Consider the following 24,102-nt stretch of genomic DNA (forward strand, 5'->3'; position numbering starts at 1 on the left):
TGAGAGGAGGACTACATGTGCTTGAGCAAGGTTTATTAGTAACGGCTGGGGTAGCATTCTTAATTTCTGTTGCCCTTTCGCCATTGTTTATTCCATTTTTAAGAAAATTAAAGTTCGGACAGAGTATTCGTGATGAGGGACCAAAATCACATCAAAAAAAATCAGGGACACCGACAATGGGTGGTATCGTCATATACGTATCTATGATGGTAACTTCACTTATTATGGCGATTAAGTTTAATCATTTAGGTGCAGAGGTATCGTTATTACTATTAGTGACATTTGGTTACGGATTGATTGGATTTTTAGATGACTACATAAAGGTAGTGAAGAAGAGAAATCTTGGTTTAACATCAAAACAAAAATTAGTAGGTCAGCTTGTTATTGCTATTGCGTTCTTTTTAATTGGAAAAGGGCAAGCGTTCCACACATACATCATGATTCCGGGAACGGATGTTAAGTTTGAATTAGGTTGGGCGTATTTTGTACTTGTACTATTTATGCTTATTGGTGGATCAAATGCAGTTAACTTAACTGACGGTTTAGATGGTTTATTATCAGGAACAGCTGCTATTGCATTTGGAGCATTTAGTATTATTGCTGTGGCACAAGAGCAATTTGGAGTAGCAATATTCTGTATGGCAGTTGTAGGAGCTGTACTTGGATTTTTAGTATTCAATGCGAATCCAGCAAAAGTGTTTATGGGAGATACAGGTTCATTAGCTTTAGGTGGAGCCATTGCAGCTGTAGCAATTTTATTAAAACAAGAATTGCTACTTGTAATCATTGGCGGAGTATTCGTAATGGAAACTTTATCGGTTATTATTCAGGTTATTTCGTTTAAAACAACAGGAAAACGTGTCTTTAAAATGAGCCCATTACACCATCATTATGAATTATGTGGTTGGTCAGAATGGCGTGTTGTTGTGACGTTTTGGTCTGTAGGATTTTTATTAGCTGTGTTAGGAATTTATATCGGGGTGTGGATGTAATTGAAAACTGTAACTGAATTTCAAAATAAGAATATTCTTGTATTAGGCATTGCAAAAAGTGGTTATGCAGCAGCTACATTGTTACAAAAGTTAGGGGCAAATGTTATTGTAAATGACGGAAAGCCTTTGGCAGAGAATGTACTTGCTGCAGAATTACAAGCAAAAGGAATGGATGTTGTATGCGGTGGTCATCCTTTAGAATTATTAGAGAGAAATATTGCTCTTGTAGTAAAAAATCCAGGAATCCCGTATTCTAATCCAATATTAGTTGCTGCGAAAGAAAAGCAAATTCCAATTGTTACGGAAGTTGAATTAGCATATCGTATTTCAGAAGCACCATTTGTTGGGATTACGGGGTCTAACGGTAAAACGACGACGACAATGCTTACATTTGAAATGCTAAAAGAAGGACAAAAGCATCCTATAATTGCAGGGAACATTGGAACTGTAGCGTGTGAAGTAGCACAGGATGCAAAAGAAAATGAAGTTGTAGTTACAGAGCTTTCATCGTTCCAACTGATGGGAGTAGAATTGTTCCAACCTAAAATTGCTGCGTTTTTAAATTTATTTGAGGCCCACTTAGATTATCATGGGACGAAGAAAGAATATGGTTTAGCAAAAGCAAATATTTTTAAAAACCAAACAGAAAATGATTATAGTGTAATAAATGCAGATGATGCAGATGTGATGGCTTTATCTGCTTATAGTAAGGGTCAAAAAGTACTGTTCTCAACAACGAAAGAAATTGAAGATGGTGCGTGTATAAAAGATAACGCTCTTTATTTTAAAGGTGAAAAAGTTGTTGAAGTAGGCGATATCGTTTTACCTGGTCAACATAATTTAGAAAATATTTTAGCAGCGATGAGTATCGCAAAATTATTGGGTGTTTCTAATGAAGCGATTACGGCGGTGCTAAAACGTTTTACAGGTGTAAAACATCGTTTAGAATATGTAACAACTATAAACAACCGTAAGTTTTATAATGACTCAAAAGCAACGAATATGTTAGCGACAGAGAAAGCTTTATCTGCGTTTACACAACCGACTGTGTTATTAGCAGGTGGGCTGGATCGTGGAAATGAATTCGATGATTTAATTCCGTATTTCAAAAATGTTAAAGCGATTGTAACATTTGGACAAACAGCTCCAAAATTAGTAAGAGCTGCACAAAAAGCGGGATTAGATACGATTGAAAGTGTCGATACTTTAGATGAAGCTGTAGTGAAAGCTTATGCTCATTCTACAGATGGCGATGTAATTCTTCTTTCTCCAGCATGTGCAAGCTGGGATCAATTTAAAACATTTGAAGAAAGAGGAGACATTTTTATACAAGCTGTGCATAAACTTATATAAAGTAAATCAAAACATCAGTAGGCTAACACCTACTGATGTTTTGTTACATAGGGCAAAAGTTTCTGCCTAAAGAGGTGGTGTTTATGGGTAATGAAGAAAACGCCTGATTTTATTCTCATCATCGTTACACTTGCGTTGTTAACAATCGGAATGATTATGGTTTATAGTGCGAGTGCGGTTTGGGCCTCTTATAAAATGGGGGACTCATTCTTTTTTGCAAAAAGGCAATTGCTATTCGCAGGTCTTGGTGTAGTGGCTATGTTTTTTATTATGAAAATTGATTATTGGGTGTGGCGTACGTATTCAAAAGTAATTTTGCTAGTGTGCTTCATTCTTCTTATTCTCGTTCTTATTCCTGGAGTAGGTCTTGTTCGAGGAGGAGCGCGAAGTTGGATTGGAATCGGGGCATTTTCCATTCAACCGTCCGAATTTATGAAATTTGCGATGATCATTTTCTTAGCGAAATTTTTAGCGGAACGACAGAAATTAATTACCTCTTTTAAACGTGGTTTACTACCAGCTCTAGGTTTTGTATTTCTTGCTTTCGGAATGATTATGTTACAGCCGGACCTTGGTACAGGAACGGTAATGGTTGGGACATGTATCATTATGATATTTATCTCAGGAGCAAGGGTCTTTCACTTTGCAATGTTTGGTTTGCTTGGTGTAGCAGGATTTGTAGGGCTAATTGCATCAGCACCGTATCGGATGAAACGTATTACATCATATTTAGACCCGTGGTCAGATCCGCTTGGAAGTGGATTTCAAATTATTCAATCGTTACTCGCAATTGGACCAGGTGGATTATTCGGGCTTGGACTTGGACAAAGTAGACAAAAGTTTCTTTATTTACCTGAACCGCAAACAGACTTTATATTTGCAATCTTATCCGAGGAATTAGGTTTTATTGGTGGTTCATTTGTGTTATTATTATTTAGTCTATTATTATGGCGTGGAATTCGTATAGCTTTAGGAGCGCCAGATTTATATGGTACGTTTTTAGCAGTAGGTATTGTGGCGATGATTGCGATTCAAGTAATGATTAATGTTGGTGTTGTAACAGGATTGATGCCTGTTACGGGTATTACTTTGCCGTTTTTAAGTTATGGTGGATCAAGTTTGACATTAATGTTAATGGCAGTAGGTGTATTATTAAATATAAGTCGCCATTCTCGCTACTAAACCCTGTTTTATAAGACAGGGTTTTTCGTATGTGTACGAAGAAACAATATGTATATAGAAATAAATACGACTGTAATAAGAAAAAGAGAAGCGGAGGAGTTAGTAGTGCGTGTATTAGTAAGTGGTGGGGGCACTGGAGGTCATATTTATCCGGCTCTTGCTTTAATAAGAGAAATAAAAAAATTAAATCCGGAAGCAAGGTTTTTATATATTGGTACGGAGAATGGATTAGAGAGCACAATCGTGCCCAAAGCAGGTATACCGTTTCAATCTATAGTTATAAGTGGATTTAAGCGTAAAATATCGTTAGATAACGTGAAAACGGTGATGCGTTTCCTAAAAGGTGTACAAGATAGTAAACGATATATTCGTCGTTTTAATCCAGATATTGTAATTGGAACAGGTGGATATGTATGTGGACCTGTTGTATATGCTGCGGCAAAATTAGGTATTCCAACTATTGTACATGAACAAAATAGTGTACCTGGTGTAACGAATAAATTTTTAAGCCGCTATGTTGATAAAGTTGCAGTTTGTTTTGAAGCGGCTGCAGAACATTTTCCGCAGTCAAAAGTGGTCATGACAGGAAACCCACGAGCGTCAGAAGTAATGGATCAAAATGGAATGAAAGGAAAACGTTCAGTAGGTTTATCTCTTCCTAAAAAATCCGTGCTTATTTTTGGTGGCAGCCGTGGGGCTAGACCAATTAACGATGCTTTCGTAGAGGCAATTGAACAGTTTGGAAATAAAAGTTACGAAATATTGTATGTAACAGGTGAAGTTCATTACGACAAAGTGATGGATGCAGTGAAGCAAAAAGGGAATCCGAATAATGTTATTATTAAACCTTTCATTCATAATATGCCAGAAGTACTTACAGGTGTAGACCTGGTTGTCTCAAGGGCTGGAGCAACAACACTTGCAGAATTAACAGCGTTAGGTAAGCCAAGTGTGTTAATTCCGAGTCCTTATGTAACAAATAACCATCAGGAAAAAAATGCACGTTCTGTTGTCGATAAAGGAGCAGCAAAAATGTTGCTTGAAAAAGATTTAACAGCTGAAACACTTATTCGTGATATTGACGAGATTTTATTAGATGCACAAACATTACAAAATATGAAGCTTGCTGCTGGGCAATTAGGTATTCCAGATGCAGCAAATAAGTTGTATGAAGTAATGAATAAGCTTGTAAAAAAATAACGTTAGTTGAACGCCCTGCATACTACTGTAATAAGGATGCTTAGTATGGGGGAGATTGTTTATGGAGCAATTAGTAAATGAGCTTATAGAAGCAAATGTTGGTCGTGTGTTAGTGGATGAACCGTTAGCACGTTATACAACTATGAAAATAGGTGGACCAGCTGATATTTTAATTGTGCCAAAGCATGTTGCCGGTATTGAAAAAACGTTGCAGTTAGTAAAGAAATATAAAACAAAGTGGACTGTAATTGGTCGTGGTTCAAACCTTCTTGTATCTGATCTAGGTATAGAAGGTGTCGTTATTCGTTTAGGAGAAGGATTAGACCACTTAGAAGTCGAAAAACATAGAGTAAGAGTTGGTGGTGGGTATCCCCTGATTAAATTATCAACTTTACTTAGTCGTCAAGGGTTAGCTGGTCTGGAGTTCGCAAGTGGTATTCCAGGAAGTGTTGGCGGTGCAGTGTATATGAATGCAGGAGCACATAAATCGGATATATCAAACATATTCTCAAAAGCTCTTATTTTGTTTGAAGATGGAACAATCGACTGGTTAACGCATGAAGAAATGGAGTTTTCCTATCGTACATCTGTATTGCAAACGAAACGTCCTGGTATTGTTTTGGAAGCTGAGTTTCAATTACAGATAGGAGAGCGTGAGGGAATTGTAAGTGTCATGCAAAAGAATAAAGATTACCGCCGTGAAACACAGCCATGGAATCACCCTTGTGCAGGAAGTGTGTTTCGGAATCCAATTCCATACTTTGCAGGAGATTTAATAGAGAAGGCGGGGCTTCGTGGTTATCAAATAGGTGGAGCTCAAATTTCTGAAATGCATGGGAACTTCATTATTAATACTGGTGGAGCTAGCGCGCAAGATGTATTATCTTTAATAGCATTAGTAAAACAAACAATCAAGGATAAATTTAGCGTAGAAATGCATACAGAAGTAGAAATCATTGGAAGATAACGGTTATTCGTTCCGCTCATTATCATTTATGTTATAATAAGAAGATAAGAACGGCATGAGGAACATGCCGTTCTTTATGTTACGTAGGGGGATCGTACATGAAAAATAGTAAAGTGATTAAACTACAGGATCGTGTACCAAAGTTAAAAAATCAACAGAAAAAAAACAAGAAAAATGTTAATCATCGGTTGATTTTATACATATCAATTTTATTTTTATTAGTGCTCTTTTTAATTTATTTTCGGTCTCCGCTTAGCAATATAAAAAAGATAAGCGTGTTTGGAAATCATTACATGACAGATGAACAAGTGATGAAGGAATCAGGTGTGACATATGATACAAGTTATTTCCGAGTGACAGCACATAAAGCAGAAGAAAACTTAACGAAACGAAAAGAAATTAAAGCAGTAAATGTAAAGAAACGTTTTCCAAATAAAATTGACGTTCATATTGAAGAATATTTAACGATTGGTTATATAAACAAAGATGGGAAATTACAACCGTTATTAGAGAACGGGAAAACACTTGATGTACTCCCGAACGGAAAACTTCCTGTTGCAGCGCCAATTTTTGAACCTTTTAAAGAGGAGAAAATGAAGGAGTTAATTGCTGAGCTTGAAAAATTAACACCAACTATTTTAAGGTCTATTTCTGAAATTCGTTATTCACCGACGAATGCGAATGAAGACCACCTTACTTTATATATGAATGAAGGGTATGAAGTGAGCACTACGATTCAAAATTTCGCAAAACGTATGGAAGCTTATCCACTTATCTTAAAAACAATTGAGCCAGGTAAAAAGGTATTAATTGACTTAGAAGTAGGGGCGTATACGAAAGAATTAGGAGCAGAAGAAAAAAAAGAATAGAATGATAGTTTTTACTACGTTATTGTAGAAAAAACGAAACGAATGTTCTGCTTGGTGCATAGGAATTTACAAGAATGGTTCATTTGATGAAAAATATGTAAAAATTCTTAGATTCATACTAGGATTGGTACAAGTTTCACTTTTCTATGAGTACATCTTAGTGTAGACTTATACTTGGCGGTAATCTTTACACTTGAAATAGAATTATTTCAAGATAAGCAGTTATTCACAGTTTACTGCGATATTCTTAAATGAATGTTAAATAAAAATAAGAAAAATATAGGGTTAAAAAAGGGAAACGTATAAAGACGTTGAATATTTTTCTTATAAATAGTAAAGTTGCGATTGTTGTTCCATATATTGAGTTGTATGGTATAAATAAAGAAGGAGGTGCCAAAGAATGAACAGCAATGAAATATATGTTAGTCTTGACATCGGTACATCCAATGTTAAAGTCATCATTGGTGAAATGGTTAATGACAGCTTAAACATTATTGGTGTTGGAAATGTAAAATCAAATGGTTTAAAGAAGGGATCGATAGTTGATATAGACGAGACTGTTCGATCAATTAAAAAAGCAATTGAACAAGCTGAGCGCATGGTGGGAATCCACATTGAGCAAGTTGTAGTAGGTGTCAATGCAAACCAGGTACAGCTACTTCCTTGTCACGGAGTAGTCGCTGTTTCAAATGAAGATCGTGAAATCGGGAATGAAGATGTCTTACGCGTTCTAGATGCAGCACAAGTTGTGTCAATTGCTCCAGAACGTGAGTTTATTGATGTGGTACCTCGACAGTTCATTGTAGACGGTCTTGACGAGATTAACGATCCGCGCGGGATGATCGGTGTAAGATTAGAAATGGAAGGTACACTTATTACAGGCTCAAGAACTTTACTACATAACCTACTTCGTTGTGTAGAAAAAGCAGGTCTTGAAATTGTTGATATTTGTCTTCAACCTTTAGCGGCTGCAACAGTTGCTATATCTTCAGATGAAAAAAATAGAGGAGTAGCCCTTGTTGATATGGGGGGAGGATCTACAACTTTATCTATTTTTAAAGATGGAGAGTTACAAGCAACGAGCGTATTACCATTAGGTGGAGACCATATAACGAAGGATATTGCGATTGGGTTGAAAACTTCAACAGAAAATGCAGATCAAATTAAGTTGAAATATGGACATGCTTTTTATGATACAGCGTCTGAAGAAGAGATGTTTACGGTTCCTATTATGGGAAGCGATCAAACAGAACAATATTCTCAGTTGGAATTATCGGATATAATAGAGGCTCGTGTAGAGGAAATTTTAATGTTTGTTCAAGATGAAGTGCGTAAGTTAGGAGTAAAGCAAGTAGCTTCTGGTTATGTACTAACTGGTGGAATTGCTTCTATGCCAGGTGTTCTTGATCTTGCATATGATATTTTACATGAAAATGTTCGTATAGCAACTCCTGATTATATTGGCGTGCGTGAGCCCCAATATACAAGTGGAGTAGGATTAATTAAACATTCTTATCAAAAAGCTAAGTTGCGTGGGAAAAATGTACAGGAAAAACAAGAGCATTTTGAACCAGTACCAGCACCAGCTCCAACGCCGGTACAACAGCAACCTGCGAAACAAAAAACGCGTAATCAAAACAATAATAATCAAAATGATGACCGTATGATGTCAAAAGTAAAACGTGTATTCCGTTATTTATGGGATTAAAATTGGACACGAAAAATGAGGTTCTAGGGGGATTTCGACATGTTAGAGTTTGATACTACTCAAGATCAATTAGCGAATATAAAAGTTATCGGTGTCGGCGGTGGCGGAAACAATGCTGTAAACCGTATGATTGAACACGGTGTACAAGGTGTAGACTTTATCGCTGTGAATACTGATGCACAAGCATTAAATCTATCAAAAGCTGAAACGAAAATGCAAATTGGTGGAAAATTAACACGTGGACTTGGTGCAGGTGCAAACCCTGAAGTAGGGAAAAAAGCTGCAGAAGAAAGTAAAGAACAGATCCAAGAAGCACTTCGTGGTGCTGATATGGTATTCGTAACTGCTGGTATGGGCGGCGGAACTGGAACTGGTGCAGCTCCAGTTGTTGCTCAAGTGGCAAAAGAATTAGGTGCATTAACAGTTGGTGTTGTAACACGTCCATTTACATTTGAAGGACGTAAGCGTGCAACACAAGCGGCATCTGGTATTGCGGCATTTAAAGAAAATGTAGATACACTTATTGTAATTCCAAACGATCGCTTATTAGAGATTGTTGATAAAAACACGCCAATGTTAGAGGCATTCCGTGAAGCAGATAACGTATTACGTCAAGGTGTTCAAGGTATTTCAGATTTAATTGCAACACCAGGTTTAATTAACTTAGACTTCGCAGACGTAAAGACAATTATGTCTAATAGAGGTTCTGCTTTAATGGGTATTGGTTCTGGTAATGGAGAAAATCGTGCTGCTGAAGCTGCGAAAAAAGCGATTTCTAGTCCATTATTAGAAACATCTATTGATGGAGCTCAAGGTGTTATCATGAACATTACGGGTGGAGCTAACTTAAGCTTATATGAAGTACAAGAAGCGGCAGACATTGTAGCTTCAGCTTCAGATCCAGAAGTAAATATGATCTTCGGTTCGGTTATTAATGAAGGATTAAAAGATGATATCGTTGTAACTGTAATTGCAACTGGTTTTGATGATACAATTGCAACTCAACCACCAAAACCAATTATCCGTCCGAATGTGAATCACACGCAACAACAGCAACAGCCAGTAGCTCAACCACCAAAACAACGTGAAGTAAAACGTGAAATGAAGCGTGAAGAGCCGGTTGTACATGAGCGTCATTCAGATTCAGATGATATCGATATTCCAGCATTCTTACGTAATCGTCGTAGACGATAAAAGAAAAGGAGCATTTATGCTCCTTTTTTGTTTTATACAGGGAAAAGATCTGCTAAGCAGGTCTTTTTTTGTTATATATTTCACTTGATTCCGCTAATTTTTGTGCAGTCCGATTGATGAGGGTCGATTGAAATCTTACTTTATCCCGCATTAACGAGTAATAAGACCTCACCTCAAAATTCAGCGAAAGCAAAGAAGTTAGGTGGGGGTCGGGCTGCCCGTAAAAGCCCGATTGGTTCAACTAATAATCAGTAGGGTGAAGAAAACACCCACTGATTAAAGTTTCACTTTATATGTAAATAAAAAAGTATAGTATTCTATGAAGCATATACTTTTATTTTTTACCGACAGATTATGTCTAGAAAGCACAAAATAACAAAAAAACACCTCCGCAAATTGACACACTTTCCTATTGGATATGCATTATACTAGTCTCAACTTAAAAAAAGAGGTGAATTGTTTGGTTGTTTACGCCGACGTTGTTTGGTTGTTAAACGCCTGCATTGATTTTCTTTTACTTTTATTAACAGCTACCGTGTTAAAAAAGAAGATCAAAAGATGGAGGCTTGTGTTAGGGGCATTGATAGGTTCAACCATTGTTATTTTTGCCTTTACTCCTTTTGCTTCTGTGATGACACATCCAATTATGAAACTACTGTACTCGTTACTTATTGTGTATACAGCATTTGGGTTTACAACATTTAGAAATTATGCACAAACTGTTTTTACTTTTTATTTTGTAACCTTTATGGTTGGCGGAGGGTTAATGGGCACTCATTTCTTTTTGCAAACGAATGAAATGGTAAATGGGTTGGTTCAATCTCAATCAATTTCTTACGGTGACCCAATTAGCTGGTTGTTTGTTATTTTTGGTTTTCCAGTCATTTATTATTTTTCTAAAAAGCGTATTGAAAGCGTAGAGGTTACAAAAATACACTATGATCAAATTGTGAAATTGAAAATTCAATTAGCTGAAGAGGAGCTAGAACTTGCAGGCTTAATTGATAGTGGAAATCAACTTTATGACCCGTTAACGAAAACACCTGTTATGATTATGCATATTTCATCGTTAGAACATTGTTTGCCAGCTTGGTTAACAGAACAAATTTATTCCAAAACAGAAATTCCTCAAATACCAGAAAATGATTCTGGGTGGGCGACAAAATTACGCTTAATTCCTTTCCGAGCAGTGGGAGTAGAAAGTCAATTTTTATGGGCAATTAAGCCAGACAGTGTACAAATTTATCATGAAGGAAGTTCTATTGTTGTGAACAAAGTATTGATTGGGTTAAATACACAACAGTTGTCAACCAATGGAGAGTATCAATGTATTGTGCATCCGAAAATGTTGATTTCTCAAAAAATGGTAATCGCTTAATAATGGGAGGCGGGATAATATGATGAAATTAAAATTTTATTTAGTATACCTTTGGTATAAAGTATTGCTGAAATTAGGAATTAAGACCGATGAAATTTATTACATTGGTGGAAGTGAAGCGTTACCACCGCCGTTAACGAAAGAAGAAGAGGAAGTTCTTTTAAATAAATTGCCAAAAGGAGATCAGGCGGCAAGATCGTTACTGATTGAACGCAACTTACGGCTAGTCGTATATATAGCGAGAAAATTTGAAAATACAGGGATTAATATTGAAGATTTGATTAGCATTGGAACAATCGGTCTTATTAAAGCGGTGAATACATTTAATCCAGAAAAGAAAATAAAATTAGCAACATATGCCTCACGTTGTATCGAAAATGAAATTTTAATGCATTTGCGCAGGAATAATAAAAATCGTTCAGAAGTTTCTTTTGATGAACCGCTTAACATCGATTGGGATGGAAATGAACTTTTATTATCAGATGTATTAGGTACAGACGATGATATTATTACGAAAGATTTAGAAGCGACTGTGGATCGTCATCTTCTAATGAAAGCATTGCATCAATTAAATGATCGTGAAAAACAAATTATGGAACTTCGGTTTGGGCTTGCTGGAGGAGAGGAAAAGACGCAAAAAGATGTAGCGGATATGCTTGGGATTTCACAGTCATACATTTCGCGTTTAGAAAAAAGAATCATAAAAAGATTACGAAAAGAATTTAATAAAATGGTGTAAAGAATAAGACCAGCCGTTATCTAGGCTGGTCTTATTCTATTTAGTTGTATAAGGAAGGACAACTAAAATAAAAAATGAAGAGAAAACCGCATGCATAAAATCCCCTTCAAAGGAAATACTTTACACTGTACAGCAACTCCCGATAGGAGGGAACACTTTGACGAGAAACAAAGTAGAAATTTGCGGTGTTGATACAGCTAAACTTCCCGTACTAAAAAATGATGAAATGCGTAAATTATTTCGTGAAATGCAAAGTGGAGAGATAAGCGCAAGAGAGAAATTAGTGAATGGAAACTTACGTCTTGTACTGAGCGTCATCCAAAGATTTAATAACAGAGGAGAATATGTTGACGATTTATTTCAAGTTGGTTGTATCGGACTTATGAAATCCATTGATAACTTTGATTTAGGCCAAAATGTAAAATTTTCAACGTATGCTGTGCCGATGATTATTGGGGAAATACGCAGATATTTGCGTGATAACAATCCGATTCGCGTATCTCGCTCCTTACGAGATATTGCGTATAAAGCGTTACAAGTAAGAGAAAAATTGATTGCAGAAAATTCAAAAGAACCGACAGCAATGGATATTGCAAAAGTGCTTGAAGTGACTCATGAAGAAATTGTTTTTGCTTTAGATGCGATTCAAGATCCAGTTTCATTATTTGAGCCGATTTATAACGATGGGGGAGATCCTATCTTTGTTATGGATCAGTTAAGTGATGAAAAACAAAAGGACGAGCAGTGGGTTGAAGAGTTAGCTCTAAAAGAAGGAATGAAGCGTTTAAATGATCGTGAGAAAATGATTATTCGAAAACGTTTCTTCCAAGGAAAAACACAAATGGAAGTTGCAGAAGAAATTGGGATTTCTCAAGCGCAAGTGTCACGTTTAGAGAAATCAGCTATTAAACAAATGAATAAGACGATTCAAGGATAAGGTTTCACCATTTATGGTGAGACCTTTTTATATGTCATATAGTTTGTTTGCGCTCATAGTAGGGTAGCTGTGTTCATATAATGAAAATAATATGAGGTTGGCAAGAGGGTGCTTCCTGTTCATTTGAGAAACAATTTTTTTTCGAGTCGTCATATATAAGGGAGAGGATGAAAGTGATACGAATTTCGGAATTACAGATGAAAGATATAATAAATGTTTCAGACGGAAAAAGGCTGGGTAATATTGGAGATATCGAAATCGATATGAACACAGGAAAAATCGAGTCTATTATTATTTCCAAACAGACACGTATGTTAGGGATTTTTGGGAAAGATATAGAAATTGTAATTCCTTGGAAAGAAATTGTGAAAATTGGGGAAGATGTCATACTTGTTAGAGTAAGTTCTGTTAATTCTGTAACAGAATCAATACAAACACCGACAATTTCATAAAGAATATTACAAATTCCTCTTTTTTTTCTGTTAGGATTATGAAAAAATAAAAGTATGGTAAAATAGACAGGAAGTACCATGCTTTTTTATGTTATTTTAATTAAAAGGAGCCGCTATTATGAGAGAGCCATTTAAATATGTGGACGGTATACTGTATTTACAAGCGTGGAAAGAACTTGGGAACATTACTGCTGGATTTACGACAAAAGATGGTGGGGTAAGTACGGACTCCTTTCATGCGATGAATTTAGGATTACATGTGAATGATATTGCGGAGAACGTTCATGAAAATAGACGCATTTTAGCAAATAAGTTACAAAAACCATTAGAAAACTGGATTTGCTCTGAACAAGTTCATGATCATCATGTTGAAAAAGTGGGAGAACAGGAAAAAGGAAGTGGCGTTTATTCATATGAAGACGGCATTTCAAAAACAGATGGCATTTATACGACTAATAATGATGTTCTTCTAACATCTTGTTACGCGGATTGTGTTCCACTCTATTTTTATGCACCATCACATGGTATGATAGGACTTGCGCATGCTGGATGGAAAGGGACTGTAAAAGAGATTGCAAAAGAAATGATTCAAAAATGGAATGCAGAAGGGATTTCAAGTGATGAAATTCATGTTGCGATTGGACCAGCAATTGGATCTTGTTGTTACGTTGTTGATGATCGAGTGTTAACAGCAGCAGAGCAAGTAGTAAACGGTTCTGTCCCTTATAAAAAAATTACTGACGGACAGTATGCAATTAATTTAAAAGAAATTAATCGTATATTATGTTTACAAGTAGGTATAAAAGAAGAGAATATTGTAATGTCATCTCTTTGTACAAGCTGTGAAGAACAACTCTTTTTCTCTCATCGTCGTGATCAAGGTAAGACGGGAAGAATGTTGAGTTTCATAGGTTTTAAGGAGGAAGAAAGCAAGTGACAGTACAAACAAATTTAACAACTGTAAACGAATCAATTAAACAATCTTGCGCACGAGCAGGACGTTCGTTGCAAGATATTAAACTCGTTGCGGTTACAAAAACGGTAGGAATTGAAAAAACAAACGAAGTAATTGAAGCAGGAATTATCGATTTAGGTGAAAATAGAAATGAAGGTTTCTTACAGAAGTACGAACATTTCGGTTCAAAAGTGAATTGGCATTTTATTGGCTCATTACAAACGAGAAAAGTAAAAGAAATCATTAATGAAATCGATTATTTACATTCATTAGATCGTCTTTCACTTGCAAAAGAAATTCAAAAACGTGCGGATAAGAAAGTGAAATGTTTTATTCAAGTGAAAACATCATCTGAAGAATCAAAGCAAGGATTGGCAATAGAAGAAACCGTTTCTTTTATTCAAAGTTTGCAAGAATTGGATAAGATTGAAGTGGTTGGACTAATGACAATGGCTCCATTTACAGAAGAAGAGGAAGAAATCAGACGCTGTTTTAAGACATTACGTATGCTACAAACAGAAGTACAGGAGTTAGAATTATTACATGCGCCATGTAAAGAATTATCAATGGGAATGTCTAATGATTACACCATTGCAATTGAAGAAGGTGCTACATACATTCGTTTGGGGACGATTTTAGTAGGAAAAGCGTAAAAGGAAGGAGAATCTTATTATGAGTTGGTCAAAAGTAAAATACTTCTTTTTTGATACACCTGAAGAAAAAGAAGCAGCTCAATATAGTTATGAAAAGGAGCAAACAGACATGAAGAAGCAGCAAGATCCGCCAGAACAACAAGATGTTACGTTTCCAAAAGCGCAAACGAAACAAAATGTTGTGAGTATTGAAACAGCGAAGCAATCTTCAAAAGTTGTTTTATTAGAACCACGCACATATTCGGAAGCGCAAGGAATTGCGGACCATTTAAAAGGTAGACGAGCTGTTGTGATTAATTTACAACGAATGTCTACGGATCAAGCTGTACGTATCGTTGACTTTTTAAGTGGTACTGTATACGCTATAGGCGGGGACATTCAAAAAATAGGACCGAAAACATTTATGTGTACGCCTGAAAATGTAGATATAGTTGGGGCAATTTCAGAGTTATTCGGTGAAGAAGAAGACACAAATATAAAGAGGTGGTAATACGCCATGGAAACAGTTTTAAGGCTTTTAGTTACTGCTATCGAGATTTACTCGTGGGCACTTATTATTTACATTCTCCTATCATGGTTCCCAGGTGCAAAGGAATCAACTTTCGGAGATTTTCTTGCCCGTATTTGTGAACCGTATTTAGAACCATTTCGCAGATTTATTCCGCCGCTTGGTATGATTGACATCTCACCACTTGTTGCGATTTTTGCGTTGAGACTTGCTACAAGTGGTTTAGTAACTTTATTCGGCTATTTCTTATAGTAAGAGGTTAAATACATGAGCATCTACGAGCATTTTAGACCTGATGAAGTGGTCTTTGTGGATAAAGTGTTAGAGTGGAAGCGAGCAGCGGAGTACCATCAAGTGAAGTTAACAGACTTTCTTGATCCAAGACAACAACAAATTGTCACGATGGTAATAGGGCAAGGAGATGTTGCTGTACAGTTTGATGGTGCAACGTCTCAAGCAGAGCGCAAAAGAGCACTCATTTATCCGGACTATCTAGTAGTAAATGAAGAGGAATTTCAAGTAGAAGTATTGGAAATTGACTATCCTTCCAAGTTTTATACGCTAGAGCATAGGCAAATATTAGGTACATTTATGTCTCTCGGTTTAACGAGAGAAAAATGTGGTGATATTTTGCTTCAAGAAGATCGTGCCCAAATTGTAGTCGCGAAAGAAGTTGTATCTTATATTGAGATGAACTTACAATCTATAGGAAAAGTGAAAGTCTCCTTATTACCAGTGCAAGGGGAAAAAATTCTACAGATACAAGAAACGTGGGGGGAGAAATCCGGAACAGTTTCTTCACTTCGTTTAGATGTTATGTTAGCTGAAATGTTACATATATCTAGGCAAAAAGTACAACCTTTCATAAAAAATGGTTTAGTAAAAGTGAATTGGAAAACAGTGGAGCAAACCTCTTATGAATGTTATCCAGGAGATGTTTTTTCAGTGAGAGGATATGGACGCAGTAAATTGTTTTCTGTAGAAGGTAGAACAAAGCGCGACAAATGGAGAATTTTGTATGGTATACTAAAATGATTGGTTTTTTAGAAGGAAATCCTCCTATTTTGTCGAAGAAAAGATATAATTGAAAGAGGAAATTTAGATAACTACTTGGAGGTGGCGTTGTGCCGTTAACACCATTAGATATTCATAACAAAGAATTTGGTCGCGGATTCCGTGGCTATGATGAGGATCAAGTAAATGAGTTTCTTGATCAAATTATCAAAGATTATGAATTAGTCATTCGTGAGAAAAAAGCTTTAGAAGAACAAGTTGCGCAATTAGAAGGGAAGTTAGATCATTTCTCTAATATTGAAGATACGTTAAACAAATCTATCGTTGTTGCACAAGAAGCAGCGGAAGAAGTAAAACGTAATGCGCAAAAAGAGGCAAAATTAATTGTACGTGAAGCTGAAAAGAATGCAGACCGTATTATTAACGAAGCTTTAGTAAAATCAAGAAAAGTTGCTTTTGATATTGAAGAGCTAAAGAAACAAGCGAAAGTATTCCGCACTCGTTTCCGTATGTTATTAGAAACACAGCTTGAAATGTTAAACAACGATGATTGGGATAAACTAATTGAGTTAGAAGACGAAGTAGACGAGCTGTTGAAAAAAGAAGAAACAGTGTAAGCTTGACGTTTTTCTCATTATTACATATAATTTTAAACAACATATTTATTAAGAAAAACGAAGATAGGGATAAGTACCTTTTTCATACCTTATATAGCGAACTGAGGATGGTGTAAGCTCAGGATAAGGAGATAATGGGAATATCACCCTGGAGTTCCGCGCTGAACAAATAGAGTAAGCGTAGGCGTATATTCGCGTTAAGAATATAAAGAGGATTGTATACATACGTATAGGATCTACTAGGGTGGTACCGCGGGAGACTTTCTCGTCCCTTTTTGGGATGAGAAAGTCTCTTTTTTATTCCGTTTTTTAGGTCTTTCTTTTATACATGTAAGGAGGAATTGAGCATGGAGTACAAAAATACATTACTAATGCCAAAAACAGAGTTCCCAATGCGTGGGAATTTACCAAAACGTGAGCCTGCAATGCAAGAAAAGTGGGCGGAAATGAATATTTATGAAAAGGTACAAGAACATACGAAAGGTCGTCCTTTATTTGTACTGCATGATGGACCTCCATATGCGAATGGTGACATTCATATGGGACATGCATTAAATAAAGTATTAAAAGACTTTATCGTTCGTTATAAATCAATGACTGGTTTCTGTGCACCATATGTCCCAGGTTGGGATACACACGGTTTACCAATTGAACAAGCTTTAACAAATAAAGGTGTAAAGCGTAAAGAAATGACAGTTGCTGAGTTCCGTAAGTTATGTGCAGAGTATGCATATGAACAAGTAGAACGTCAGCGTGAGCAATTTAAGCGTTTAGGTGTACGTGCTGATTGGGATAACCCATACATTACTTTAGAGCCAGCTTATGAAGCACAACAAATTAAAGTGTTTGGTGATATGGCGAAAAAAGGTTATATCTATAAAGGACAAAAACCAGTTTACTGGTCACCAACGAGTGAATCAGCTTTAGCAGAAGCTGAAATTGAATACCAAGATAAAAAATCAGCATCTATTTACGTAGCATTCCCTGTAAAAGACGGAAAGAACGTATTAGAAGGTGATGAGAAATTCATTATCTGGACAACAACACCTTGGACGTTGCCAGCAAACTTAGGTATTTCTGTTCACCCAGAACTTGAATACAGCATCGTGAAAGTAAATGATGAAAAATATATTATTGCTTCTGAACTATTTGAGACAGTTGCAAAAACGTTAGAGTGGGAAAACGCTGAAGTTGTGAAAACGGTAAAAGGTAGCGAACTTGAGTATACAGTTGCAAAGCATCCATTCTACAATCGTGATTCATTAGTTATGCTAGGAGATCACGTAACAACAGATGCAGGTACAGGTTGTGTTCATACAGCACCAGGACACGGGGAAGATGACTTTATTGTTGGTAAAAAGTATGGCTTAGAAGTACTTTGCCCAGTTGATGATAAAGGTGTATTAACAGAGGAAGCACCTGGATTTGAAGGCTTATTCTATGATAAAGCTAACAAGCCAATTACAGAAAAATTAGAAGAAGTAGGCGCATTACTGAAGCTAACATTCATTACGCATTCATATCCACATGATTGGAGAACGAAAAAACCTATTATTTTCCGTGCAACAGCACAGTGGTTTGCATCTATTGAAGCATTCCGTAAAGAGCTATTAGAAGCTGTTGCGGAAACAAAATGGGTACCAGCATGGGGCGAAACGCGTCTTCATAACATGGTTCGTGACCGTGGTGACTGGTGTATTTCTCGTCAACGTGCATGGGGTGTGCCAATTCCTGTATTCTATGCTGAGAATGGTGATCCAATTATTACGGATGAAACAATTAACCATGTAGCTGATTTATTCCGTGAACACGGTTCTAACGTATGGTTTGAGCGTGAAGCGAAAGATCTATTACCAGAAGGATTTACACATCCAGGTAGCCCAAATGGTGAATTCCGTAAAGAAACAGACATCATGGATGTATGGTTCGACTCAGGTTCTTCTCACCAAGCGGTATTAGAAGAGCGCGATGACTTACAACGTCCAGCAGATTTATATTTAGAAGGATCTGACCAATATCGTGGTTGGTTTAACTCTTCATTATCGACAGCAGTTGCTGTAACAGGAAAAGCGCCATATAAAGGCGTACTAAGTCATGGTTTCGTATTAGATGGTGAAGGACGTAAAATGAGTAAGTCGATTGGAAACATCGTCGTACCGAAGAAAATTATGGATCAATTAGGCGGAGATATTTTACGATTATGGGTATCTTCTGTTGACTATCAATCTGATGTACGTATTTCGGATGATATTTTAAAACAAGTAGCAGAAGTGTATCGTAAAATCCGTAACACATTCCGTTTCTTATTAGGAAACTTAGACGACTTTAAGCCAAGTGAAAATACAGTAGCTGTAGCTGAACTTCGTGAAGTAGATCGTTATATGTTGGTGAAATTAAATGACTTAATTACAAAAGTAAAAGAAGCATATGAGACGTACGACTTCGCTGCTGTATATCATGCAATTCATAACTTCTGTACAATTGATTTAAGTTCATTCTACTTAGACTTTGCAAAAGACATTTTATATATTGAAGGTGCAAACCATGAAGATCGTCGTGCAATTCAAACTGTATTATATGATGTTCTTGTTGCATTGACGAAACTTGTAACACCAATCTTACCGCATACAGCTGATGAAGTATGGCCATACATTCCGGGTGTAACAGAAGAAAGTGTACAATTAACTGATATGCCAGAAGCTGTACAATTAGATGGTGCAGAAGCATTGAAAACAAAATGGGATGCATTTATGACATTGCGTGATGACGTATTAAAAGCGTTAGAAGTAGCTCGTAATGAAAAGGTAATCGGTAAGTCATTAAATGCAAGCATTACGCTATATCCAACTGCAGAAATGAAAGCTATGTTAGAGTCTATTAACGAAGACTTAAAGCAATTATTCATCGTTTCTGAGTACAAACTTGGTGGCATGATGGAAGAAGCGCCAGCAGATGCACCGAAGTATGAACATACAGCGGTTGTTGTTGCTCAAGCAACTGGTGAAACATGTGAACGTTGTTGGGTAGTTTCAGAAACAATTGGTAAAGATGCTGAACATGAAACATTATGTGAGCGTTGTGCAACGGTTGTTAAAGAAAATTATGTAAAATAATAAGGGGTGACTGCACGTAAAGTGCAGTCATTTTTTTGGTTAACAGTATATTGAAATAACTTTCACTCTCTTTCCTATGAAGGAAAAATGTGTGAGAGGTAAGCATATAAATTTCGGACACACTAATCGTACATTGCAACTGGGAGGAATGTACACGTGAATGAAATGTATATGGAAATCAAAGAAGAATTGCAATTGATGCGAAAAGAGTTACAAGAGAGGCTAGCTAAAGAGGTTATGTACAAATATAATACAGAGTTTAGCGAAGAGCTTGGGTATGAAATTAAGGAAGAGATAAAGAAAAAACTATTATTACATGATATAAAAGAGGATTTAAAAGATGTAGAACGTGCATTATTTAAAATGGAAATAGATATGTATGGTATTTGTGAAGACACAGGGAGAGTAATGTCGGTAAAACAAATGAAAACGATGCCGACTGCACGTACCATTCATGAATTTTTCTATGAAAAAGTAAATGTATGAATGGGCACAACGATATTATATTACCTTTTTTTAATTTATTTTATTCTTCTATAAAGGTTCATTGTGAAAAGGTTGCAGCTATGCTAAAATTTTGAGGTACACTGTCTTTGTGGGGGAAATGAAAATGATATATTATGTAATAGCGTTATTTGTCATTGCCATCGATCAAATATCGAAATGGCTAATTGTAAAGAACATGGAATTGGGTACGAGCATTCCGATTATCGATAATGTATTATACATAACATCACATCGAAATAGAGGAGCTGCCTGGGGCATTTTAGAAAATAAAATGTGGTTTTTCTACATTATTACAGTCGTTTTTGTAGCATTTATCGTATTTTATATGAAAAAATATGCAAAAACAGACAAGCTTCTAGGAATTTCATTAGGTCTAATTTTAGGCGGAGCAATTGGTAATTTTATTGATCGTGTATTTAGACAAGAAGTAGTGGATTTCATTCACGTGTATATTTTCTCGTACAACTATCCAGTATTCAATATCGCTGATTCGGCATTATGTATTGGTGTTGTATTAATTATTATTCAAACATTATTAGAAGGCAAGAAAACGAAGGAGTAATTGAATGAGTGAAGTAGTACAAGTAACAGTTGCAGAAGAACAAAAAAATGAGCGAATTGATAAATTCGTTGCAGGAATAAATAATGAATGGTCACGTACACAAGTACAGCAATGGATTAAAGATGACGTTGTGACAGTTAATGGAAAAGCTGTAAAAGGGAATTATAAAGTTAAAGAAAATGATGAAATTACAGTGACGATTCCTGAGCCAGAAGAGTTAGATATTCAGCCAGAAGATATGAACTTAGAAATTTATTATGAAGATGCAGATGTATTAGTTGTTAATAAGCCACGTGGTATGGTTGTACATCCAGCGCCTGGTCATACAAGTGGTACGCTTGTGAACGGTCTTATGCACCATTGTACAGACTTATCGGGCATTAACGGTGTAATGCGCCCAGGTATCGTGCATCGTATTGATAAAGATACATCAGGCTTATTAATGGTTGCTAAAAATGATATGGCACACGAATCACTTGTAAATCAACTTGTAGCAAAAACAGTAACGAGACGTTACAAAGCGATTGTACACGGTGTTATTCCGCATGATAAAGGAACGATTGATGCTCCGATTGCTCGTGATAAGAAAGAACGTCAAAGTATGACGGTTGATGAAAATGGTAAGCATGCTGTTACGCATTTCCAAGTGTTAGAGCGATTCAAAGATTTCACACTTGTAGAATGTCGCTTAGAAACAGGGCGTACACACCAAATTCGTGTTCATATGAAATATATTGGCTATCCACTTGCAGGAGATCCAAAGTATGGACCAAAGAAAACATTAGACATGAATGGACAAGCACTTCACGCAGGTATTTTAGGATTTGACCATCCTCGTACTGGTGAATATATTCAGTTTGAGGCACCGATTCCAGAAGTGTTTGAAGACGCATTAAATATTTTACGAAAATAGTATTGACAAATCATAAGAAAACTGAGATACTGACAACAGTTAAATAATGATCCTTTAACACAGCCCTGTGAGGTTGAGAAGGTAACGGTTTGAAATACATAGGGTATGCTGTACCCTTTTTCAAAAGTCCTCTCGCACACGCTGAGAGGACTTTTTTTATACCATTACTCTCACGCAAGAAAAAAGCTTGGAGGTGTAGAGCATGCAAGAGAAAGCTGTCGTTTTAGATGACCAAATGATTCGCCGCGCTTTAACACGAATTAGTCATGAAATCGTGGAACGAAATAAAGGTGTCGATAATTGTGTTCTTGTCGGAATTAAAACTCGTGGAATTTTTATTGCACAACGTTTGGCAGAACGAATTGGTCAAATTGAAGGAAAAGAAATGGAAGTTGGAGAGTTAGACATTACGTTATATCGAGATGATTTAACACTACAATCGAAAAATAAAGAACCACTTGTAAAAGGTTCTGATATCCCTGTAGATATTACGAAGAAAAAAGTTATCCTTGTGGATGATGTATTATATACAGGCAGAACGGTTCGAGCAGCAATGGATGCTCTTATGGATTTAGGTAGACCATCACAAATCCAATTGGCGGTTCTTGTTGATAGAGGTCATCGTGAACTACCAATTCGCGCTGATTATGTAGGAAAGAACATTCCAACATCAAGTGAAGAGCGTATCGAAGTTGATTTGCAAGAGACAGATCAACAAGATCGAGTAAGCATATACGATAAGTAAAGCCCTTTTAAATGTAGTCCTGTGAGGCTGCCAAAGGGTCTTGGCTTTCATATGTCAAATTTGGCATACGAAAGTGTAGGACTCTTTGTGCACAGGCACAAAGAGTTTTTTTATTGCAAAGATTTAAACTGAAGGAGGATGTAACAATGGAACAAAAGCCAGTGTTAGACGTTAATGAAGTACCGAAACCGGGAAAATGGTTATTTTTAAGTATACAACATTTGTTCGCAATGTTTGGATCAACAGTGCTTGTTCCGTTTTTAACAGGATTGAATCCGTCAGTAGCATTAATATCAAGTGGATTAGGAACGTTAGCGTTTCTTCTTATAACGAAAGGTCAAGTACCTGCCTATCTTGGATCATCATTCGCCTTTATCGCACCGATTATAACAGCGAAAACGGCAGGGGGACCCGGAGCAGCAATGCTTGGTGGTTTGCTAGCAGGACTTGTATACATCTTAATCTCACTCGGAATTAAGAAATCAGGATCAGAGTGGATTATGAAATTACTACCACCAATCGTAGTTGGTCCAGTAGTAATGGTAATCGGGCTAGCTTTAGCACATACAGCAGTTAACATGGCGATGAATGGTGCGGATGGCAAATATAGCTTTACACACTTTTCAGTAGCATTAGTAACATTAGCAATTACAATCATATGCTCAATATTCGGAAGAGGATTTTTCAGTATCATACCAGTGTTACTTGGCATTATCGGCGGATATATTTTCGCTTACTTCCAAGGGCTAGTAGACTTAAAGCCGGTAGCTGAGGCAAAATGGTTTGTTGTACCAGATTTCACAGTACCATTTGTAACATACACACCAGAGTTTTCATGGAAGATTGTACTCTTGATGGTACCAGTTGCACTAGTAACAATTTCAGAACATATCGGACATCAAATTGTATTAGGAAATGTTATTAAAAGAGATTTAATTAAAAAACCAGGTTTACACCGTTCAATCTTCGGTGATGGAGTAGCCACATTAATCGCATCACTAATCGGTGGACCACCGAATACAACGTATGGTGAAAACATCGGTGTGCTAGCAATTACAAGAGCGTACAGTGTATACTTATTCATCGGTTCAGCGGTATTCGCAATCATGTTCGGATTTATCGGTAAGATTTCTGCACTGATTCATTCGATCCCAACACCAGTTATGGGTGGTGTATCAATCTTACTATTCGGTGTAATCGCATCAAGCGGATTACGCATGATGGTAGACGATAAAACAGATTTAAGTGACAAACGAAACTTAATGATTGCATCAGTAATACTAGTAATCGGTATTGGTGGAGCGGTACTTCACGTAGGAGAATCATTCCAAGTAGAAGGAATGGCACTAGCAGCAATTGTAGGTGTACTGTTAAATCTACTACTACCAGAAACGAAACAAATAAAACAATCTAAGCAGATTGCTTCATAATAATAACCTTTTAATTCAGTCCTGTGAGACCGGAAAGGGTGGCTTCTTTCTTGCACCCTAGTCTCACACGACTAGGGTATTTTTATGCAAAGGTTGTTATAAAAATACAAAAGT

At 36.5% G+C, this 24,102-nt stretch carries 24 protein-coding genes and 1 other annotated feature; all 24 genes read left to right on the forward strand.

What is annotated here, in order from left to right; translation table 11 throughout:
* Positions 1-17 precede the first annotated feature (17 nt).
* The 24 genes from mraY (at position 18) to uraA (ending at position 23,988) form a co-directional block, all read left to right on the forward strand.
* The gene (gene mraY / locus AC0NJG_RS07020; RefSeq protein WP_000893058.1) at positions 18-992 is read left to right on the forward strand and encodes a phospho-N-acetylmuramoyl-pentapeptide-transferase; all 975 of its coding nucleotides are present in this window, start codon (positions 18-20) and stop codon (positions 990-992) included.
* Positions 993-2,345 (forward strand): UDP-N-acetylmuramoyl-L-alanine--D-glutamate ligase, encoded by a 1,353-nt coding sequence (gene murD, locus AC0NJG_RS07025; protein ID WP_087954469.1) that lies wholly within the window; start codon positions 993-995, stop codon positions 2,343-2,345.
* Between the two features lie 90 nt (positions 2,346-2,435).
* A complete protein-coding gene (gene spoVE, locus AC0NJG_RS07030; protein WP_000753510.1) occupies positions 2,436-3,527 on the forward strand; it encodes a stage V sporulation protein E in 1,092 nt (363 codons plus the stop codon).
* A gap of 105 nt (positions 3,528-3,632) precedes the next feature.
* Positions 3,633-4,727 carry an undecaprenyldiphospho-muramoylpentapeptide beta-N-acetylglucosaminyltransferase gene (murG, locus tag AC0NJG_RS07035; protein WP_001265415.1) on the forward strand — a complete coding sequence of 365 codons (1,095 nt, stop codon included), beginning with the start codon at positions 3,633-3,635 and terminating at the stop codon, positions 4,725-4,727.
* A gap of 61 nt (positions 4,728-4,788) precedes the next feature.
* Positions 4,789-5,694, forward strand: coding sequence for a UDP-N-acetylmuramate dehydrogenase (gene murB, locus AC0NJG_RS07040; RefSeq protein WP_048550540.1), 906 nt, complete (start codon positions 4,789-4,791; stop codon positions 5,692-5,694).
* Positions 5,695-5,792: 98 nt separating this feature from the next.
* Positions 5,793-6,563: a cell division protein DivIB gene (gene divIB / locus AC0NJG_RS07045; protein WP_000798232.1), complete on the forward strand. Its 771-nt coding sequence runs from the start codon at positions 5,793-5,795 to the stop codon at positions 6,561-6,563.
* A gap of 400 nt (positions 6,564-6,963) precedes the next feature.
* On the forward strand, positions 6,964-8,271 hold the full coding sequence (gene ftsA / locus AC0NJG_RS07050) for a cell division protein FtsA (protein WP_001087553.1): 1,308 nt from the start codon (positions 6,964-6,966) through the stop codon (positions 8,269-8,271).
* 39 nt (positions 8,272-8,310) lie between these two features.
* Positions 8,311-9,465, forward strand: coding sequence for a cell division protein FtsZ (gene ftsZ / locus AC0NJG_RS07055; protein WP_000888991.1), 1,155 nt, complete (start codon positions 8,311-8,313; stop codon positions 9,463-9,465).
* A gap of 460 nt (positions 9,466-9,925) precedes the next feature.
* Positions 9,926-10,843, forward strand: coding sequence for a sigma-E processing peptidase SpoIIGA (gene spoIIGA / locus AC0NJG_RS07060; protein ID WP_140421291.1), 918 nt, complete (start codon positions 9,926-9,928; stop codon positions 10,841-10,843).
* Positions 10,844-10,862: 19 nt separating this feature from the next.
* The gene (gene sigE, locus AC0NJG_RS07065) at positions 10,863-11,582 is read left to right on the forward strand and encodes an RNA polymerase sporulation sigma factor SigE (RefSeq protein WP_000976948.1); all 720 of its coding nucleotides are present in this window, start codon (positions 10,863-10,865) and stop codon (positions 11,580-11,582) included.
* 157 nt (positions 11,583-11,739) lie between these two features.
* On the forward strand, positions 11,740-12,519 hold the full coding sequence (gene sigG / locus AC0NJG_RS07070; RefSeq protein WP_000197753.1) for an RNA polymerase sporulation sigma factor SigG: 780 nt from the start codon (positions 11,740-11,742) through the stop codon (positions 12,517-12,519).
* Between the two features lie 167 nt (positions 12,520-12,686).
* Positions 12,687-12,971, forward strand: coding sequence for a YlmC/YmxH family sporulation protein (locus AC0NJG_RS07075; protein WP_048550538.1), 285 nt, complete (start codon positions 12,687-12,689; stop codon positions 12,969-12,971).
* 118 nt (positions 12,972-13,089) lie between these two features.
* Positions 13,090-13,908, forward strand: coding sequence for a peptidoglycan editing factor PgeF (pgeF, locus tag AC0NJG_RS07080; protein WP_087996512.1), 819 nt, complete (start codon positions 13,090-13,092; stop codon positions 13,906-13,908).
* A complete protein-coding gene (locus tag AC0NJG_RS07085) occupies positions 13,905-14,579 on the forward strand; it encodes a YggS family pyridoxal phosphate-dependent enzyme (protein WP_016718318.1) in 675 nt (224 codons plus the stop codon). The genes pgeF and AC0NJG_RS07085 overlap by 4 nt, the downstream gene beginning before the upstream one ends.
* A 19-nt stretch (positions 14,580-14,598) precedes the next feature.
* Positions 14,599-15,069, forward strand: a complete 471-nt coding sequence (locus AC0NJG_RS07090) for a cell division protein SepF (RefSeq protein WP_000119138.1) — start codon at positions 14,599-14,601, stop codon at positions 15,067-15,069.
* A 6-nt stretch (positions 15,070-15,075) separates the two neighbouring features.
* Entirely contained in the window at positions 15,076-15,339 is a 264-nt protein-coding gene (locus AC0NJG_RS07095) for a YggT family protein (RefSeq protein ID WP_000450919.1), read from the forward strand.
* A gap of 15 nt (positions 15,340-15,354) precedes the next feature.
* Complete coding sequence (locus tag AC0NJG_RS07100) at positions 15,355-16,122, forward strand: YlmH family RNA-binding protein (RefSeq protein WP_087954474.1); 768 nt, start codon at positions 15,355-15,357, stop codon at positions 16,120-16,122.
* Positions 16,123-16,211: 89 nt separating this feature from the next.
* Positions 16,212-16,718, forward strand: a complete 507-nt coding sequence (divIVA, locus tag AC0NJG_RS07105; protein ID WP_001131612.1) for a septum site-determining protein DivIVA — start codon at positions 16,212-16,214, stop codon at positions 16,716-16,718.
* A 51-nt stretch (positions 16,719-16,769) separates the two neighbouring features.
* Positions 16,770-16,994, forward strand: a binding site (T-box leader).
* A gap of 71 nt (positions 16,995-17,065) precedes the next feature.
* Complete coding sequence (gene ileS2 / locus AC0NJG_RS07110) at positions 17,066-19,831, forward strand: isoleucine--tRNA ligase (protein WP_143881477.1); 2,766 nt, start codon at positions 17,066-17,068, stop codon at positions 19,829-19,831.
* A 156-nt stretch (positions 19,832-19,987) separates the two neighbouring features.
* Positions 19,988-20,317 (forward strand): TraR/DksA C4-type zinc finger protein, encoded by a 330-nt coding sequence (locus AC0NJG_RS07115; RefSeq protein WP_001004664.1) that lies wholly within the window; start codon positions 19,988-19,990, stop codon positions 20,315-20,317.
* 124 nt (positions 20,318-20,441) lie between these two features.
* The gene (gene lspA, locus AC0NJG_RS07120) at positions 20,442-20,900 is read left to right on the forward strand and encodes a lipoprotein signal peptidase LspA (protein WP_000642177.1); all 459 of its coding nucleotides are present in this window, start codon (positions 20,442-20,444) and stop codon (positions 20,898-20,900) included.
* Between the two features lie 4 nt (positions 20,901-20,904).
* Positions 20,905-21,813, forward strand: a complete 909-nt coding sequence (locus AC0NJG_RS07125) for an RluA family pseudouridine synthase (protein WP_000005835.1) — start codon at positions 20,905-20,907, stop codon at positions 21,811-21,813.
* Between the two features lie 202 nt (positions 21,814-22,015).
* Positions 22,016-22,558 carry a bifunctional pyrimidine operon transcriptional regulator/uracil phosphoribosyltransferase gene (gene pyrR, locus AC0NJG_RS07130; RefSeq protein WP_001156491.1) on the forward strand — a complete coding sequence of 181 codons (543 nt, stop codon included), beginning with the start codon at positions 22,016-22,018 and terminating at the stop codon, positions 22,556-22,558.
* A gap of 146 nt (positions 22,559-22,704) precedes the next feature.
* A complete protein-coding gene (uraA, locus tag AC0NJG_RS07135) occupies positions 22,705-23,988 on the forward strand; it encodes a uracil permease (RefSeq protein ID WP_000435929.1) in 1,284 nt (427 codons plus the stop codon).
* The last annotated feature ends 114 nt before the right edge of the window (positions 23,989-24,102 follow it).

Source organism: Bacillus sp. SSR7 (assembly GCF_055902415.1).

Coding starts and splice junctions, on each gene's coding strand:
- spoVE (WP_000753510.1), top strand. CDS start 2,436: ATGAAGAAAACGCCTGATTTTATTCTCATCATCGTTACACTTGCGTTG.
- murB (WP_048550540.1), top strand. CDS start 4,789: ATGGAGCAATTAGTAAATGAGCTTATAGAAGCAAATGTTGGTCGTGTG.
- divIB (WP_000798232.1), top strand. CDS start 5,793: ATGAAAAATAGTAAAGTGATTAAACTACAGGATCGTGTACCAAAGTTA.
- ftsA (WP_001087553.1), top strand. CDS start 6,964: ATGAACAGCAATGAAATATATGTTAGTCTTGACATCGGTACATCCAAT.
- ftsZ (WP_000888991.1), top strand. CDS start 8,311: ATGTTAGAGTTTGATACTACTCAAGATCAATTAGCGAATATAAAAGTT.
- sigE (WP_000976948.1), top strand. CDS start 10,863: ATGATGAAATTAAAATTTTATTTAGTATACCTTTGGTATAAAGTATTG.
- AC0NJG_RS07075 (WP_048550538.1), top strand. CDS start 12,687: ATGAAAGTGATACGAATTTCGGAATTACAGATGAAAGATATAATAAAT.
- pgeF (WP_087996512.1), top strand. CDS start 13,090: ATGAGAGAGCCATTTAAATATGTGGACGGTATACTGTATTTACAAGCG.
- AC0NJG_RS07090 (WP_000119138.1), top strand. CDS start 14,599: ATGAGTTGGTCAAAAGTAAAATACTTCTTTTTTGATACACCTGAAGAA.
- AC0NJG_RS07095 (WP_000450919.1), top strand. CDS start 15,076: ATGGAAACAGTTTTAAGGCTTTTAGTTACTGCTATCGAGATTTACTCG.
- AC0NJG_RS07100 (WP_087954474.1), top strand. CDS start 15,355: ATGAGCATCTACGAGCATTTTAGACCTGATGAAGTGGTCTTTGTGGAT.
- ileS2 (WP_143881477.1), top strand. CDS start 17,066: ATGGAGTACAAAAATACATTACTAATGCCAAAAACAGAGTTCCCAATG.
- lspA (WP_000642177.1), top strand. CDS start 20,442: ATGATATATTATGTAATAGCGTTATTTGTCATTGCCATCGATCAAATA.
- AC0NJG_RS07125 (WP_000005835.1), top strand. CDS start 20,905: ATGAGTGAAGTAGTACAAGTAACAGTTGCAGAAGAACAAAAAAATGAG.
- pyrR (WP_001156491.1), top strand. CDS start 22,016: ATGCAAGAGAAAGCTGTCGTTTTAGATGACCAAATGATTCGCCGCGCT.
- uraA (WP_000435929.1), top strand. CDS start 22,705: ATGGAACAAAAGCCAGTGTTAGACGTTAATGAAGTACCGAAACCGGGA.